Source organism: Streptomyces sp. NPDC111628, from assembly GCF_055635195.1.
On sequence record NZ_JBVKBZ010000005.1, the window covers coordinates 216229 to 233185 of the forward strand.

The window sequence follows — 16957 nt, forward strand, 5'->3', positions numbered from 1 at the left end:
GATCCTCGTGTACGGCCCTTCACACGCTCGCTCAGAGCGAACCGTTCGGCTGCCGCCCCTTGCCCCAGTGCACCTGGGGCCCCTCGAAGTGGGCCGTGGGCCGCTCGGTCCGAGCCGCGGGGCCCAGGACGAAGACGTCCTCCGCACCGTCCAGCACACCGCCCGACGGGTCGTCGTCACCCGTCCGCCGGACCGGGTCCCGGTCCGGCATCAGGATGTCGCGCACGACCATGGCGCAGAGGAACAGCGTTCCCAGCAGGTGCAGACCGATGGCCCAGTGGTAGCCGTCCGTCGGCAACCCCTTGTGGGCGTCGCCGCTGGTCGTGTACGCGAGGTACATCCAGATACCGAGGAAGTAGGCGACCTCGCACGCCTGCCAGATCAGGAAGTCCCGCCACTTGGGCCGGGCCAGCGCGGCCAGCGGCACCAGCCAGAGCACGTACTGCGGTGAGTAGACCTTGTTGGTGAGGATGAACGCCGCGACGATCAGGAAGGCGAGCTGGGCGAACCGCGGGCGGCGGGGGGCGGTCAGCGTGAGCGCCGCGACGGCGCCGCAGCACAGCAGCATCAGAAGCGTGGCGAGGGTGTTGACAGTCTCGGTACTGGGCGGGTTGTCGGAGTTCTGGACGAGGATCAGCCAGAAGGACCCGAAGTCCACGCCCCGTTCCTGGCTGAACGTGTAGAACTTCGACCAGCCGTCGAAGGCGTAGAGCATCACCGGCAGGTTCACCACCAGCCAGGCGACGGCCGCACCCCCCAGCGCCGTTGCAAACGCCCGCCATTTGCCCGCACGCCAGCACAGGACGAGCAGGGGCCCGAGGATGAGGAAGGGGTAGAGCTTGGCGGCCGTGGCCAGGCCCAGCAGCACGCCGAAGGCCAGCGGACGCTCCCGGGACCACATGAGGACGGCGGCGGCCGTCAGGGCGACGGCCAGCAGGTCCCAGTTGACGGTGGCGGTCAGCGCGAAGGCGGGGGCCAGGGCGACCAGCAGACCGTCCCAGGGTCGCCGGGTGTGCGTGCGGGTCACACAGACGGCGATCACGGCCGCACAGACCATGAGCATCCCCGCGTTGACCATCCAGTACCACTGTTCCTGGTGCTGGATGGAGCCGCTGCCCGGCGTGAGCCAGGACGCGACCTCCATGAACAGGCCGGTCAGCACGGGGTACTCCAGGTACTCCATGTCGCCGGGGAGCTTGTCGAAGTACGGCACGAGCCCGTCGACGAAACCGCGGCCCTGGTAGAGGTGCGGGATGTCCGAGTAGCACGCGTGCGTGTACTGGGAGCTGGCTCCGAAGAACCAGGCCCCGTTGTAGCAGGGTGCCTTCTGGACCAGTCCTAGGGTGAACATGCCGATCGCCACGAGCGCGATCACCCGCACGGGGGTCCACCAGGACGTACCGAGCAGGGCACGGCGTCCCAGCGGGCCGCCGATCAGCTCGCTGCCGGCTGCGGCGACCGTGTCCTCCGTGGTCGGCCGCACCGGGTCCGGCTCGTGCACGCTCGCTGGCGTCGATTCTGCACTGGGCATGGGGCACATCCTGCCGTACGAGGCTGAGAACACGACGGGGCCGCCGCACCCTCGTGGATGCGGCGGCCCCTGTTTCACGTGAAACTTGCGGGTGTTTCACGTGAAACACCCCTGCTCGGGACTCTTCGGCTAGCCGTTCGCACCCCAGATGGTGTTTCCACGACTGTTTCCGCTGCTGTCGCCCTCTCCCTCTGTCTCGGTGGCCGAGGGAGAAGGCGATTGACTCCCCTCGGAGCCGCCCGGTCCATTGCCTCCGTTGTCGTTGCCGCCGTTGTTCCCGTTGCCGCAGTTGATGTCCCAGAAATCGCACGACTCAGTCGGCGCGGGAGGGGAGGGACTGTTCTGCGTGTCGCTGGGCGACGGAGTCGGCGACGGGCTGACTTCCTCGGTCTCGGAGGCGGAAGGAGAAGGGGAGGGAGTCGGAGTGGGCGACGGGGTGTCGTTGATGACCTCGCCGATGGGCTCCGGCTTCGGGAACTTCTCCACCTTCATGCCCTTGACCGCGTCGGACATGTAGTCCTGCCAGATCGTGGACGGGAAGGAGGCACCGTGGATCTTCTTCTCGCCACCGGTTCCGTACATCTCCAGGAACGTGCGGTCCTTGATGGTCTCGTCGTCCGGGTAGCGGTACATGCTGATCGCGGTCGACAGCTGCGGGGTGTAGCCGACGAACCAGGCGGACTTGTTGCCGTCGGTGGTACCGGTCTTGCCGGCCACGTCACGGCCGGGCAACTGGGCGTTGGTGCCCGTTCCCTTCTCGACGACGGTCTTCAGGACGTCCGTCACGTTGTCCGCGACCTTCGCCGTGTACGCCTGCTTCTCCTCGACCTTGTGCGTGTAGAGCGTGCCGTCCTTGTTCGTCACCTTCGTGACGGAGTACGGCTCGCGCTGCTTGCCGCTGTCGGCGAAGGTGGCGTACGCGCCCGCCATGCGGATGGCGCTGGGGTCCGAGACACCGATGGAGAAGGACGGGTAGCCGGCGCCGGCCAGGCTGTCCTCCAGGAGTCCCGCGTCTTCGGCGGACTCCTTCACCTTGTCCAGACCGACGTCCATGCCGAGCTGCACGAAGGCGGAGTTCACCGACTCCCGCATCGCCTCACGAAGGTCGATCTTGTAGTCCGGCGGGCTACCGACGTCGTCCTGACCGTCGTTCTCCTGACGCCACTGCTCGCCCTTCTCGTTCTCCCAGATCGACCCGTCATAGTTATTGATCTTCAGGTCGTTCTTGCCGCTGTAGAGGCTCTTGGGGGAGACGACGGTGCGCTCGTCCTGGGCCTGGACCGGACCGAGGTCCGGGTCGCGCACGCCCCACTTCATCGCAGCCGCGAGCACGAACGGCTTGAACGTCGAACCGACCTGGGCACCGGTCACGTCGGCGTTGTTGGTGAAGTGCTTGGTGGCGTCCTGGCCACCGTAGATGGCCTTGATGGCCCCGGTCCTGGTGTCGATGGACGCCCCGCCGAACTGGACGTGCGTGTCCTTCTCGGGCCGCTTCTTGGGGTCGATCTTCTCCTTGTAGACCTTCTGGACCGCCTTCTCCATCTCGTCGACCTTCTTCTTGTCGAAGGTCGTGTAGATCGAGTAGCCGCCCTTCTCCAGCTGCTGCTCCGTCACCGCGCCACTCCTGACCACGGAGGCCTTGGCGAGCCTGACGAGGTAGCCGATCTGGCCGCCCAGCTTCGCGTTCGACTGCGGGTTCTGCGTGGTGGGGAGTTCGGTGTACTTGGCTCGGTCCGCCTGGCTCAGATGCCCGTACTCCACCATCTTGTCGAGGGTGTCCTGCATCTGGGACTGGGCACGCTTCTTGTTCGCCTCCGGCGTGGCCGCCGGGTCGATCGCGATCGAGCCCGCCGGGTCGTAGTAGGTGGCGCCCTTGAGCACCGCCGACAGGAAGGCGCACTGTCCCGGGTTGAGGTCGACGGCGTCGACGTTGAAGTACGCCCGCGCGGCCGCCTGGATGCCGTAGGCGCCGCGGCCGTAGTAGGCGGAGTTCAGGTAGCCCTCGAGGATCTTGTCCTTCGGCTCCTCGGCACCGACCTTGATCGAGACGAAGATCTCCTTGAACTTGCGGGAGAGCGTCTGCGACTGGTCGTTCAGCATGGCGTTCTTGACGTACTGCTGGGTGATGGTGGAGCCACCCTGGGTGTCCCCGCCCTTGGCCATGTTGAACACGGCGCGGGCGATGCCCTTGGGGTCGATGCCGCTGTCGGAGTAGAACGTCTTGTTCTCCTGCGAGATGACGGCATAGCGCATCGCCTTGGGAATCTGCGAGAGATTCACGCTCTGGCGGTTGCGGTCCCCGCCCGTGGCCACCATCTGGGTGTTGTCGGCCCAGTAGTAGACGTTGTTCTGCGCCGTGGCGCTCTCGTCGATGACGGGGACGCTCACCATGGCGTAGGCGAGGCCGGCGGCGCCGACCAGGCAGCCGAAGAACGCGATGCACAGCCCGGAGACGAGCCTCCAGGAGGGCACCCAGCGCTGCCACCCGTCCCTGTCGTGGCGCGGGTAGTCGATCATGCGCTTCTTGCCGGGCGCCGCGGCCCGGCCTCGCCCGGGCCCTGCCGGGCCGCCGGGTGCCCCTCGCCGGCCGCCGCGGCCCGGCTCGGCCGCTCTGCGGCGGCCGCCCCCGTTCCGCTGTGCCGCGCGCCGGGCTTCGGCGCGGCTGCCGTACTCAGGCTCCTCGTTCTCCGGACCGTACGAGCCGGACGGAGACCCTGTGGCGCCTCGCGGTGCCGCACGGCGGCCGGAGGACGAGCCGGACTGACCGCGTCGGGCCGCGGCACGTCCGCCTCCCTGCGGCTGCGGCGGTTTGCGACGGTGCTCGCTCATCGAACGACTACTCCTCGGGCAGGCGCACCTTTGCGCGCCTGGTAAAGGCGGCTGGTTTCCGGTCCCCCCGAAGTACGGATGCGGCCCCTTCCGCATTCACCCGTACTGCACCGGGGACAAGGACGCCCCCAGACGTCACTCGGTTCCCGGTGGTTTGCATGGCGCACACACTACGCACCGTCAAAACCCCCGCGGCCCGAAGTTCACCTCAAATCAGGCAACTTGCTCGCGATGAAACCCTGATGTGATCCCGTTCACCAGTTCCCCTCTTGTCGCACGCAGCAGCTCGTTCTATCGTGCTGATGTATCGACTCGATACATCAGCGCGGCATAAGGGCGAGAGGAGGCGACGATGAGCCGGAGATCCGGCATCCTCGAGTTCGCCGTACTCGGCCTGCTCCGCGAGTCCCCGATGCACGGCTATGAGCTGCGTAAACGGCTCAACACGTCACTGGGTGTGTTCCGGGCGTTCAGCTACGGGACGCTCTATCCCTGCCTCAAGACGCTGGTCGCCAACGGCTGGTTGATCGAGGAACCGGGGAACGTCGGCGAGGCCGCCGCTTCCCTCACGGGACGCCGCGCCAAGATCGTCTACCGGTTGACGGCCGACGGTAAGGAACATTTCGAGCAGCTCCTCTCCCAGGCGGGCCCGGACGCGTACGACGACGAGACCTTCGCCGCTCGCTTCGCGTTCTTCGGCCAGACGTCGCGAGACGTGCGCATGCGCGTGCTCGAGGGCCGGCGCAGCCGGCTGGAGGAGCGCCTGGAGAAGATGCGGGCCTCACTGGCCCGCACCCGGGAGCGACTCGACGACTACACGCTTGAGCTGCAGCGCCACGGAATGGAGTCCGTGGAGCGCGAAGTGCGCTGGCTGAACGAGCTCATCGAGAGCGAGCGGGCGGGGCGGGACCTGAGGGGTTCCGCCACCGAGGGGACCGCTCAACAGGACACGACATCTGGAGCGACGGGCGGCCTGCCCCGGCCGGGGAACGATCCCCGGCCGGATACGCCCGGCGACACCGCCACGTGAGCGCCCAGTCAGGGCCTCACTCGTACACACAGGGAGCAACCGGAATGGGTTCGGTTCGCGTAGCCATCGTCGGTGTGGGCAACTGCGCCGCATCGCTGGTGCAGGGCGTCGAGTACTACAAGGACGCCGATCCGGCGGCCAAGGTCCCCGGCCTGATGCACGTCCAGTTCGGCGACTACCACGTCAGTGACATCGAGTTCGTCGCCGCCTTCGACGTGGACGCCAAGAAGGTCGGCCTGGATCTCGCGGACGCCATCGGCGCCTCCGAGAACAACACCATCAAGATCTGCGACGTGCCGAACAGCGGCGTCCAGGTCCAGCGCGGCCACACCCACGACGGTCTCGGCAAGTACTACCGCCAGACCATCGAGGAGTCCGCCGAGGCGCCGGTCGACATCGTCCAGGTCCTCAAGGACAAGCAGGTCGACGTTCTGGTCTGCTACCTGCCCGTCGGTTCCGAGGCCGCGGCGAAGTACTACGCCCAGTGCGCCATCGACGCCAAGGTCGCCTTCGTCAACGCCCTCCCGGTCTTCATCGCCGGCACCAAGGAGTGGGCGGACAAGTTCACCGAGGCGGGCGTCCCGATCGTCGGCGACGACATCAAGTCGCAGGTCGGCGCCACCATCACGCACCGTGTCATGGCGAAGCTGTTCGAGGACCGGGGCGTCGTCCTGGACCGCACGATGCAGCTGAACGTCGGCGGCAACATGGACTTCAAGAACATGCTCGAGCGCGAGCGCCTGGAGTCCAAGAAGATCTCCAAGACGCAGGCCGTCACCTCCCAGATCCCCGACCGCGACCTGGGTGCGGACAACGTCCACATCGGCCCGTCCGACTACGTCGCCTGGCTGGACGACCGCAAGTGGGCCTACGTCCGCCTCGAGGGCCGCGCCTTCGGTGACGTCCCGCTGAACCTGGAGTACAAGCTCGAGGTCTGGGACTCCCCGAACTCGGCCGGTGTCATCATCGACGCCCTGCGCGCCGCGAAGATCGCCAAGGACCGCGGCATCGGCGGCCCGATCCTGTCGGCGTCGAGCTACTTCATGAAGTCCCCGCCGGTCCAGTACTTCGACGACGAGGCCCGCGCCAACGTCGAGAAGTTCATCGCGGGCGAGGTCGAGCGCTGATCAGCCGCTGACCCCGGTCTGCCGAGGGTCCCCGGGTCGCATGACCCGGGGACCCTTCCCGTATGTGAGGCTGTGCCCCATGGCCGTCGTCCGTGACCTGCGCGTCCTGCTGCGCCTGAAGGGGTTTCGGCGCCTGCTCGCCGTTCGACTGCTCTCCCAGGGCGCCGACGGCGTCTACCAGGTCGCGCTCGCCACCTACGTCGTGTTCTCCCCGGAGAAGCAGACCTCGCCCGCCGCGATCGCCTCCGCGATGGCGGTCCTGCTGCTCCCGTACTCCCTGGTGGGCCCGTTCGCCGGTGTCCTGCTGGACCGCTGGCGCCGCCGCCAGGTCTTCGTGTACGGCAACCTGCTGCGTGCGGTGCTGGCCACGGTGACGGCGGTTCTGATGATCGCCTCCGTCCCCGACTGGCTCTTCTACGTCTCCGCCCTCTGCGTCACGGCCGTCAACCGCTTCGTGCTCGCGGGCCTGTCCGCCGCACTGCCCCGGGTGGTCGACGCCGAACGACTGGTGATCGCCAACTCCCTCTCCCCGACGGCCGGCACCCTGGCCGCCACGGCGGGCGGCGGCCTCGCCTTCGTCGTACGCCTCGTGGTCTCGGACTCCGACGCCGCCGTGGTGCTGCTCGGCGCCGGCCTCTATCTGTGCGGAGCCCTGGCATCGCTGCGGATCGCCGTGGAACTGCTGGGCCCCGACCCGGCACTCGTACCGCCCAGGCTGACCTCGGCGCTCAGCGGCACCGTCCGCGACCTGGCGGCGGGCGTGCGTCATCTCGCCGCCCCCGCCCGCCGGGAAGCGGCCTGGGCACTCGCGGGCATGACGCTGATGCGGTTCTGCTACGGCGCCCTGCTGGTCATGCTGCTGATGCTGTGCCGGTACTCCCTGACCTCGGACACGGACGAGGGACTCGCCCTGCTGGGGCTTGCGCTGGGGGTCTCCGGGGCCGGCTTCTTCGCGGCGGCGGTGGTCACCCCCTGGGCGGCGGGACGACTGGGGCCCGGCCGCTGGATGGCCGTGTGCGCGGCGGTCGCCACCGTGCTGGTGCCGGCACTGGGCCTGCCGTTCGCAACGGCGCCGCTGCTCGCCGCCGCGTTCGTGCTGGGCCTGACGACACAGGGGGCGAAGATCGCGACCGACACGGTCGTGCAGTCCTCGGTCGACGACACCTTCCGGGGCCGGATCTTCTCCGTCTACGACGTGCTGTTCAACGTGGCCTTCGTCGGCGCGGCCGGGGTGGCCGCGCTCATGCTGCCGCCGGACGGCCGGTCGGTGACGCTGGTCGTGACGGTCGCCGGGATCTACGGAGTGGTTGCGGCAGCTATGGCCCGGTTTGAGAGCCGGCAAGTGTCACATCAGTGACACAGAGCCCCACCGGACTACAGAGTTGTCAGTGGGACCCGGTAGCTTACGTGCGTCTTATCTCGCGGCATGTCCGCGACACGCACCTATTTCAGGGGGACCCCCAGTGACCACCCAGCCGCCGCCCCAGGGCAACCCGTTCGCGCAGAACCAGCCGCAGGCTCCGCAGCAGCCTCAGGGCCAGAACCCCTACGCCCAGGGGCAGCCGGGCTTCCCGCAGCAGGCCGGCCAGCCCGGTCAGCCCGGTTTCCCGCAGCAGGGCGCACCGTACGCGCCGGTGCCGCCGCAGCCGGCCCGCCGCAAGCCGAGCTTCAAGACGATCAAGAACATCGTCATCGCGGTGGTCGTCGTGGGTGTCGCGGTCGGCGGTTACATCGCCAGCCGGGACGACGCCGACCAGGCCGGCGTGGGCGACTGCCTGAAGTCCGCATCGTCCTCCTCGGACCGCATGGAGGTCGTGGACTGCTCCTCCTCGGAGGCCGAGGGCAAGGTGCTGTCGAAGGTGAAGGGCCACTTCACGTCGCTGACCGCCGAGACCGAGTGCCGGAAGGTCGAGGGAGCCACCGGCTTCTACGCCGAAACCGGCGACGGTGAAGAGTTCCTGCTCTGCCTCGGCAAGGCCTGAGGCGAGAGACCCTCTCCGTCTTCTGCTTCACGGTCATGTTTCACGTGAAACATGACCCCGCGGGCGGCACGTTTCACGTGAAACGTGCCGCCCGTTCTCATGCGTTGTCCGGGTGCTGAGCCCACCACTCCTTCAGCGCCGCCACCGCCGCGTCGTGCTCCATCGGCCCGTTCTCCAGGCGAAGCTCCAGCAGGTGCTTGTACGCCTGCCCGACGGCCGGCCCAGGGCGGACTCCGAGGATCTCCATGATCTGGTTGCCGTCCAGGTCCGGGCGGATCGCGTCGAGCTGCTCCTGCTCCTGAAGCTGCGCGATCCGTTCCTCCAGACCGTCGTACGCGCGGGAGAGGGCCGCAGCCTTGCGCTTGTTGCGCGTCGTACAGTCCGACCGCGTCAACTTGTGGAGTCGGTCGAGCAGCGGCCCGGCGTCCCGGACGTAGCGGCGGACCGCGGAGTCCGTCCACTCGCCCGTGCCGTAGCCGTGGAAGCGCAGATGCAGCTCGACCAGGCGTGAGACGTCCCTCACCAGGTCGTTGGAGTACTTCAGCGCGATCATGCGCTTCTTCGTCATCTTGGCCCCGACCACCTCGTGGTGGTGGAACGAGACCCGGCCGTCCTTCTCGAAGCGGCGAGTGCGCGGCTTGCCGATGTCGTGCAGCAGGGCGGCCAGACGAAGGACCAGGTCGGGCCCCTCGCTCTCCAGGGCCATCGCCTGCTCCAGGACGATGAGGGTGTGGTCGTAGACATCCTTGTGCCGGTGGTGCTCGTCACGCTCCAGCCGCAGGGCCGGCAGTTCGGGCAGGACCCGCTCGGCGAGGCCCGTCTCCACCAGAAGGCTCAGTCCCTTGCGCGGGTGAGGGGAGAGGATGAGCTTGTTCAGCTCGTCCCGGACCCGCTCGGCGGAGACGATGTCGATGCGCCCGGCCATGTCGTGCATGGCCTTGACCACCTCCGGCGCCACCTCGAAGTCGAGCTGCGCGGCGAAGCGCGCGGCCCGCATCATCCTCAGCGGGTCGTCCGAGAAGGAGTCCTCGGGCGTACCCGGAGTGCGCAGCACCCGGGCCGCCAGGTCGTCGAGTCCGCCGTGCGGGTCGATGAACACCTTCTCCGGAAGCGCGACGGCCATCGCGTTCACCGTGAAGTCACGCCGGACGAGGTCCTCCTCGATGGAGTCGCCGTAGGACACCTCCGGCTTGCGAGAGGTGCGGTCGTACGCCTCCGAGCGGTAGGTGGTCACCTCGATCTGCCAGCCGTCCTTCTGCCCCCCGACCGTGCCGAAGGCGATCCCGACCTCCCAGACCGCGTCAGCCCACGGACGCATGATCTTCAGTACGTCCTGGGGACGGGCGTCGGTGGTGAAGTCCAGATCGTTGCCGAGCCGCCCGAGCAGGGCGTCCCGGACCGAGCCGCCGACCAGGGCGAGTGAGAACCCGGCCTCCTGAAAACGGCGGGCGAGATCGTCGGCGACAGGAGCGACCCGCAGCGGCTCACCCGCCGCGCGGTGGTGCTCCTGGCTCAGGACACTGGGGCTGACTTCGTTGGCGTTCGGCACAACAAAACAGGGTACGTGGCCTGGGCGGGGACGGGCGCCCCGTGGAGCGCGCACCGAATCCCCCGCTTTCGTACCGCTCCCTTTATAGGCGCACATAGGGGGAAGCCCGGGCTGGCAGCGGATCTTGTGACGTAGTCCGCGGCACTTCCCCTCGGCGCACCTCGTTACCATGCGTGGACGCACATTCCGACGACCACTGATCACGACGAGGGACGGGCGAGCGCGTGGCCGAGGCGGCAGACTTCCAGGGGACCAGTGCCTCACCTGCCCGCCGGTGGCTCCGGCGCACCACGGCGCTGCTCGCCGGGGCGCCGCTGCTGGCCGGTCTGGTCCAGCTGCCCGCCGCCGGCTCGGCGCACGCCGAAGAGGCGGCCGCTGCCCTGGCCGACTCCGACTCGGGCTCGGTGGCCGTGGCCGTCGACTCGCTCACCCCTTCCGCGCCCACGGACGGGGACACGGTGACCGTGTCGGGCACCGTGACCAACCACGGCAAGCAGACGGTCACCGACGCCCATGTGGGCCTGCGCGTGGGCCCACCGCTCGACACCCGCTCGTCCGTCGACGCGATCGCCAAGGACAGCGACGATCTCCAGGGCTCCTTCTCCCCGGAGATCGACAACAAGTACACCGAGAAGTTCTCCAAGCTCACTCCCGGAGTGGCGGAGCACTTCAACATCTCGGTGCCGGTCGACGAGCTGAACCTCGGCCGCGACGGCGTCTACGAATTCGCGGTCTCGCTGTCCGGGGAGACCTCCGCGCAGCCGTGGGAGCAGATCCTCGGCATCCAGCGGACCTTCCTGCCCTGGCAGCCCGACGAGGCCGACACCAGGACCAAGACCACGGCGCTGTGGCCACTCGTCTCGACGACGCACATGGCCGCCGAAACGGGACCGAACGAGGAGCAGACCCCGGTCTTCCTCAATGACGACCTGGCCAAGGAGATCTCCCCGGGCGGCCGCCTGAACCAGATGGTGACGCTGGGCAAGGACCTGGACGTCACCTGGGTGGTCGACCCGGACCTGCTGGCCTCCGTCGACGCGATGACGGGCAGCTACCGCGTCCGGGACGGGGACCAGACCACCGCCGGCACCCACCAGACGATCGCCAAGCAGTGGCTCGCCGACCTGCAGGACGCAGTGGCCGACGAGGAGGTCGTCGCCCTTCCCTTCGCCGACCCCGACCTGGCGTCCCTCGCCCACAACGGCACGGACGTCACCGGCTCGCTGAGTCAGCTCAAGGACGCGACGGACGTCGTCGCCAACACCGTCGAGCCGATCCTCCATGTGAAGCCGAACACCGAGTTCGCCTGGCCCGTGGAAGGCGCCGTCGACCGGTCGATCGTCAAGGTCGCCACCTCCGCGGGCGCCGACAAGGTGATCGCGCGCAGCGACAGCCTCCAGGAGACCGACGCCCTGCCGTACACACCGTCCGCCGCCCGCCCCATCGGCGGCGGCACGACGGCCGTGGTGGCGGACGCCCGGATGTCCACGGCGTTCGAGGGCGACCTGACGACGGCGTCCGCGTCCACACTCGCCGTGCAGCGCTTCCTCGCCCAGAGCCTCGGTCTGGGCCTCCAGACCGACAAGCAGCGCAGCGTGGTCATCGCCCCGCAGCGCACGCCCTCCGGAAGCCAGGCGCGCGCGATGGCCGAGGGGCTGCGGGCGCTCCAGAGCGGCACGTGGTCCCAGTCCCAGAAGCTGACGACGGCCGCCGCGGCCAAGCCGGACCCGGACGCCGCCACCAAGGTCCCGGGCACCGCCTCCTACCCGTCGGCGCTGCGCAAGAAGGAGCTGCCCCGCTCGGCGTTCGTGGAGAGCGCGCGGACGCAGGACGCGCTGGACAGCTTCAAGGTCGTGCTCTCGGACCCGTCCCGGGTGGTGACCCCCTTCGGACGCGCCCTGAACCGGGAGCTGTCCGTGTCGTGGCGCGGCAGGGCCGCCGAGGCGGAGTCGTTCCGCGCCGGAGTGAAGAGGTACCTCGACGGGCTGACCGGCCGGGTCAGACTGATCGACAAGTCGGAGACGAAGCTCTCCGGCCGCAGCGCCACGATCCCGGTGACGGTGCAGAACAACCTGGTGCAGGACGTCGGCCCGCTGGTCCTGCGGCTCACCTCGACGAACCCGACCCGCCTCGAGATCGACGGCGCCCGCTACGAGGAGCAGCCGATCTCGGTCTCCGGCGGCCACAGCCAGTCGGTGAAGTTCACCACGTCGGCCAACGCCAACGGCCGGGCGACGGTGATCGCCCAGCTGTACACGGCGGACGGGCGGCCGTACGGCAAGCCGGTCACCTTCGACGTGAAGGTCACCGAGATCACGGCCACCGTGATGCTCGTCATCGGCGGCGGCGTCCTGCTGCTCGTCCTCGCCGGCTTCCGGATGTACACGCAGCGCAAGCGCGCCGCGGCCCGTGCCGCCGAGAAGGCCGAGGCGGGCGAGGACGGCGAGGGGAGCGAGGAGGGTAATTCCGGGGAGCCGGAGGCTCCGGAGAACTCCGAGGACGATCCGGAGCAGCCGAGTGACCCGACACCGGACACCGCAGCGGAAAGCGACGACCCGTCCGGCACGGGTGAGAGAGTGGACCGTTGAGGATGTCGTGGCCGGTCGGCCCGGGACGATGAGGTGGGGTAACCATGAACGCGCCGTACGACGGTGACCGCGGTCAGGCCGCGGACGGCTCGGGTCACCCCCAGGGCCCGCCGCCGGACCCCGGCCAGACGCCGCCGCAGCCGCCCGTGGACATGTACCTCCAGGACGCCTACGACCAGGATCCCTACCGGGCTCAGGACCTCTCCGCCCAGGACCCGGTCTCCGAGGCGCTCTACGACCGCGCCGCACACCCCCCGCCGCCCCCGGGCACGTACCCGCCGCAGCAGCCGCTGTACTCCCAGCCCTCCCAGTCGCCCTACGCCCCCGATCCCCGCGTGTGGGCCCAGACGCCCGCCCCGGAACCGGAGGGGCCCACGCAGTACCTGCCGTACGGCGACGACCCCCGGACCACGCAGTTCGTGGGCGTGGACGACCTGGTCGGCCAGGCCGGAGACCAGCGTCACGAGCCGGACGCCTTCGCGCACCTGTTCCGCGACCAGCAGCAGGGCGGCGGCCACCCCTCGTACGACGACCAGGCTGCCGTACCCGCACCGGCCCCGGCACCGGGGCCGTACGGCGGGGCGTCGGGGCCGGGCCAGTACGGCGCGCCACCGCCACCGCCACCGGGCCAGTACGGCGGGCACCAGGGGCCCGATCCGTACGGAAACGCTCAGACACACGGTCAGTACGGCGGCCCCGCTCCGTACGGTGGCCCCGCTCCGACGCCCGGGCAGCACGCGGCGCCCGCACCCGGCCAGTACGCGGTGGCCCCCACCCCCGAGGCGGCCGAGGCTCCCCTCCAGGAGCCCGAGCCCGCACCCGCGGCCACCCGGGCCGCGCCCAAGAAGGGCGGGCGCGCGGGCGGCCTGCTGAAGTCGAGCGCCGTGATGGCGGCCGGCACGATGGTGTCGCGACTGACCGGGTTCGTCCGGTCGGCCATGATCGTTTCGGCCCTGGGCCTCGCGCTGTTGGGCGAGTCCTTCCAGATCGCCTATCAGCTGCCGACGATGATCTACATCCTCACCGTCGGCGGCGGCCTCAACTCGGTCTTCGTACCCCAGCTCGTCCGAGCCATGAAGGACGACGACGACGGCGGCGAGGCTTACGCCAACCGGCTCCTGACCCTGGTCATGGTGGCCCTCGGCGCCCTTACCGCGCTGGGCATGCTGGCGGCCCCCCTGCTGGTTCGTGCGCTGTCGAACCCGGTCGCCTCGGACCCCGCGGCCAACGAGACGGCCGTCACCTTCACCCGGTACTTCCTGCCGTCCATCTTCTTCATGGGCGTCCACGTCGTGATGGGGCAGATCCTCAACGCCCGTGGCCGGTTCGGCGCGATGATGTGGACCCCGGTCCTGAACAACATCGTCATCATCGTCACCCTCGGCATGTTCCTCTGGGTCTACGGCACGGCCGCCGACTCCGGAATGACGGTCGCCACCATCCCGCCGGAAGGCAAGAAGCTTCTCGGAATCGGCATCCTGCTGGGCCTCGTCGTGCAGTCCCTGGCGATGATCCCCTATCTCCGCGAGACCGGGTTCAAGCTGCGACTGCGATTCGACTGGAGGGGGCACGGCCTCGGCAAGGCCGCGATGCTCGCCAAGTGGACGATCCTGTTCGTCCTCGCCAACCAGGCGGGTGCCCTCGTCGTGATCCAGCTCGCCACGGCGTCGGTCACGGACACCGACCTCGCTGGCACCGGTTACAGCGCCTATGCCAACGCCCAGCTCATCTGGGGGCTGCCGCAGGCCATCATCACCGTCTCCCTGATGGCCGCCCTGCTGCCGCGCATCTCCCGCTCGGCGTCCGAGGAGGACGGGGGAGCGGTCCGTGACGACATCTCCCAGGGTCTGCGCACCACGGCCGTCGCCATCGTGCCGGTCTCCTTCGGCTTCGTCTCGCTCGGCATCCCGATGTGCACACTGATCTTCGGCTCCTCGGGCACGGGCGCGGCCACCAACATGGGCTACATGCTGATGGCCTTCGGCCTCGGTCTCATCCCGTACTCCGTGCAGTACGTCGTCCTGCGCGCCTTCTACGCCTACGAGGACACCCGGACGCCCTTCTACAACACCGTCATCGTGGCCGTGGTCAACGCCGCCGCCTCGGGCCTGTGTTACCTCCTGCTGCCCTCGCGCTGGGCCGTCGTCGGCATGGCCGCCTCCTACGGCCTGGCCTACGTGATCGGCGTGGGCGTCGCCTGGCGCAGGCTGCGCAAGCGGCTCGGCGGGGACCTGGACGGCGCACGGGTGCTGCGCACGTACGCCCGGCTGTGCATCGCGTCCGTCCCGGCCGCCCTGGTCGGTGGCGCCGCCTGCTACGCGATCAGCCGCTCGCTCGGCCAGGACGTCGTGGGATCGTTCGCCGCGCTGCTGGCCGGCGGAGTGCTCCTGTTCGGTGTCTTCTTCGTCGCCGCCCGCCGCATGCGCATCGAAGAGGTCAACTCTCTGGTCGGCATGGTGCGCGGACGCCTGGGACGCTGAGACCCGGGGTAGGCGCACAACCATCGTCCGCCGCTGTGTGTCGTGCTTAGCGGCGGACTGTGGGCACAATTGGGTTCGGCGTCGGACGCGCGGATCGGGAGTCGGCCGACGCGCACGGAATGGGGAGGCAGGAACGACGGTGGCGGAACGGAGCACAGCTGCCGTCGACGTGGCAGACAACAGCGGCGATGAGCCGCTGACCGCACAGGCGGACCAGTCCACGGCCGACGGGGTGGCCAACAACCGGGAGCGGGACACGGACAGCGACGAGGCACAGGGGAACCCCACGAGCGAGGAGCCCGGCAAGGCCTCGCCTCCCGAACTGCACAGCGGGCACAAGCTCGCCAGACGCTACCGCCTCGAGGAGTGCGTCACCCGTCTGGACGGCTTCAGCAGTTGGCGGGCCGTCGACGAGAAGCTGCGCCGCGCCGTCGGAGTCCACCTCCTCCCCGCCGATCACGCGCGCGCCCGGTCCGTACTGGCCGCGGCACGTTCGTCCGCCCTGCTCGGCGACCCCCGCTTCGTCCAGGTACTGGACGCCGTCGAGGACAACGACCTCGTCTACGTCGTGCACGAGTGGCTCCCCGATGCCACCGAGCTGACCGCTCTCCTCGCCGCCGGGCCGCTGGAGGTGTACGACGCCTACCAGATGGTCAGTCAGGTCGCGTCGGCCATGGCGGCCGCGCACCGGGAGGGCCTCGCCCATCTGCGTCTGAGCCCCAACGCGGTGCTGCGTACGTCGACGGGCCAGTGGCGGATCCGCGGGCTGGCCGTCAACGCCGCACTGCGCGGCATCAGTTCCGACACCCCGCAGCGCACCGACACGGAGGCCATCGGTGCCCTCCTGTACGCCACGCTCACCCAGCGCTGGCCGTACGAGAGCGACGCGCACGGTCTGGCAGGTCTGCCCAAGGACATCGGGCTGATCCCGCCGGACCAGGTACGCGCCGGCGTCCACCGCGGCCTGTCCGAACTGGCCATGCGGGCGCTCGCCAACGACGGTGCCACCGCTTCCCGGCACGAGTCTCCGTGCACCACGCCGGAGGAACTGGTGAAGGCGATCGGCGAGATGCCGCGCATCCGCCCGCCGGAGCCGGCGTACACCGCACCGCCCCAATACCAGCGCACGGCCTACCAACAGGGTGCGTACGGTCGTCCGGCGCCGCGCCCCGGTGCCACCCAGCCCGTGCCGGCGCCGCCGCCCCCGCTGCAGAGCCGCACCGGCAAGGCCCTGAAGTGGGGGGTGTCGGCCCTGCTGATCGCGGCACTGGGACTCGGCAGCTGGCAGCTCGCCGATGCGCTCATGGAACGGGGCGGCAAGGCCGACGACCCGAACCAGACACAGACGGTGGACGGCGACAACGACAAGGGCGCGAAGGAGCCGGTCAGCCGACCGATCACCATCGCGGGGGCGCACGACTTCGACCCGTTCGGATCCGACGGGTCCGAGTACCCGGAGAACGTCGGCAAGGCCTACGACGGCGACCCCGGAACCTACTGGCAGACGAGCCACTACGCGAGCGCCGACTTCGGGCGGCTGAAGCCGGGTGTGGGCATCGTGGTCGACCTCGGCAAGGTGCAACAGGTCGGCAAGGTGGCCCTGACGTTCGGTGGCGACACTTCGGTGGAGCTCCGTTCCGCCGGGGCCACGGACTCGGAACCGCAGTCCTTCGAGGGCTACGAGAAGGTCGCCGGCGGAAACGGCACGACGGTGGACCTCAAGCCGGACAAGGCGGTGCAGACCCGCTACCTTCTGGTCTGGCTGACCAAGCTGCCGGTGACGGACGGGCAGTTCCGGGGCCGCGTCGCCGACATCAAGGTGACCAGCTGACGGCATCTAC

General features: G+C 69.3%; 10 protein-coding genes. 7 read left to right on the forward strand and 3 right to left on the reverse strand.

The genetic code is table 11. The features are described from left to right. Window positions 1-31: 31 nt before the first annotated feature. The gene (locus ACZ7MF_RS26830) at window positions 32-1540 is read right to left on the reverse strand and encodes a glycosyltransferase family 87 protein (RefSeq protein ID WP_471481194.1); all 1509 of its coding nucleotides are present in this window, start codon (window positions 1538-1540) and stop codon (window positions 32-34) included. Window positions 1541-1660: 120 nt separating this feature from the next. Beyond that, complete coding sequence (locus ACZ7MF_RS26835) at window positions 1661-4048, reverse strand: transglycosylase domain-containing protein (protein WP_471480398.1); 2388 nt, start codon at window positions 4046-4048, stop codon at window positions 1661-1663. 664 nt (window positions 4049-4712) lie between these two features. Between ACZ7MF_RS26835 and ACZ7MF_RS26840 the strand changes: the two genes are divergently transcribed. The 4 genes from ACZ7MF_RS26840 to ACZ7MF_RS26855 all read left to right on the forward strand — a co-directional run bounded on the left by ACZ7MF_RS26840 (window position 4713) and on the right by ACZ7MF_RS26855 (window position 8499). After that, on the forward strand, window positions 4713-5390 hold the full coding sequence (locus ACZ7MF_RS26840) for a PadR family transcriptional regulator (protein ID WP_356866427.1): 678 nt from the start codon (window positions 4713-4715) through the stop codon (window positions 5388-5390). 44 nt (window positions 5391-5434) lie between these two features. Continuing rightward, window positions 5435-6517 (forward strand): inositol-3-phosphate synthase, encoded by a 1083-nt coding sequence (locus tag ACZ7MF_RS26845; RefSeq protein WP_356866425.1) that lies wholly within the window; start codon window positions 5435-5437, stop codon window positions 6515-6517. Between the two features lie 79 nt (window positions 6518-6596). Next, the gene (locus tag ACZ7MF_RS26850) at window positions 6597-7874 is read left to right on the forward strand and encodes an MFS transporter (protein WP_471480400.1); all 1278 of its coding nucleotides are present in this window, start codon (window positions 6597-6599) and stop codon (window positions 7872-7874) included. 31 nt (window positions 7875-7905) lie between these two features. Continuing rightward, window positions 7906-8499: an LppU/SCO3897 family protein gene (locus ACZ7MF_RS26855; RefSeq protein ID WP_471480401.1), complete on the forward strand. Its 594-nt coding sequence runs from the start codon at window positions 7906-7908 to the stop codon at window positions 8497-8499. A gap of 97 nt (window positions 8500-8596) precedes the next feature. On the opposite strand, the gene ACZ7MF_RS26860 is transcribed toward ACZ7MF_RS26855, so the two are convergent. Further along, entirely contained in the window at window positions 8597-10048 is a 1452-nt protein-coding gene (locus ACZ7MF_RS26860; RefSeq protein ID WP_471480403.1) for a CCA tRNA nucleotidyltransferase, read from the reverse strand. Window positions 10049-10272: 224 nt separating this feature from the next. Here ACZ7MF_RS26860 and ACZ7MF_RS26865 point away from each other — a divergent pair, with 224 nt between their 5' ends. The 3 genes from ACZ7MF_RS26865 to ACZ7MF_RS26875 all read left to right on the forward strand — a co-directional run bounded on the left by ACZ7MF_RS26865 (window position 10273) and on the right by ACZ7MF_RS26875 (window position 16947). Beyond that, the gene (locus tag ACZ7MF_RS26865; RefSeq protein WP_471480404.1) at window positions 10273-12636 is read left to right on the forward strand and encodes a DUF6049 family protein; all 2364 of its coding nucleotides are present in this window, start codon (window positions 10273-10275) and stop codon (window positions 12634-12636) included. A gap of 44 nt (window positions 12637-12680) precedes the next feature. Then, complete coding sequence (gene murJ / locus ACZ7MF_RS26870) at window positions 12681-15116, forward strand: murein biosynthesis integral membrane protein MurJ (protein ID WP_471480406.1); 2436 nt, start codon at window positions 12681-12683, stop codon at window positions 15114-15116. Window positions 15117-15255: 139 nt separating this feature from the next. Next, window positions 15256-16947: a protein kinase family protein gene (locus ACZ7MF_RS26875; protein WP_471480408.1), complete on the forward strand. Its 1692-nt coding sequence runs from the start codon at window positions 15256-15258 to the stop codon at window positions 16945-16947. The last annotated feature ends 10 nt before the right edge of the window (window positions 16948-16957 follow it).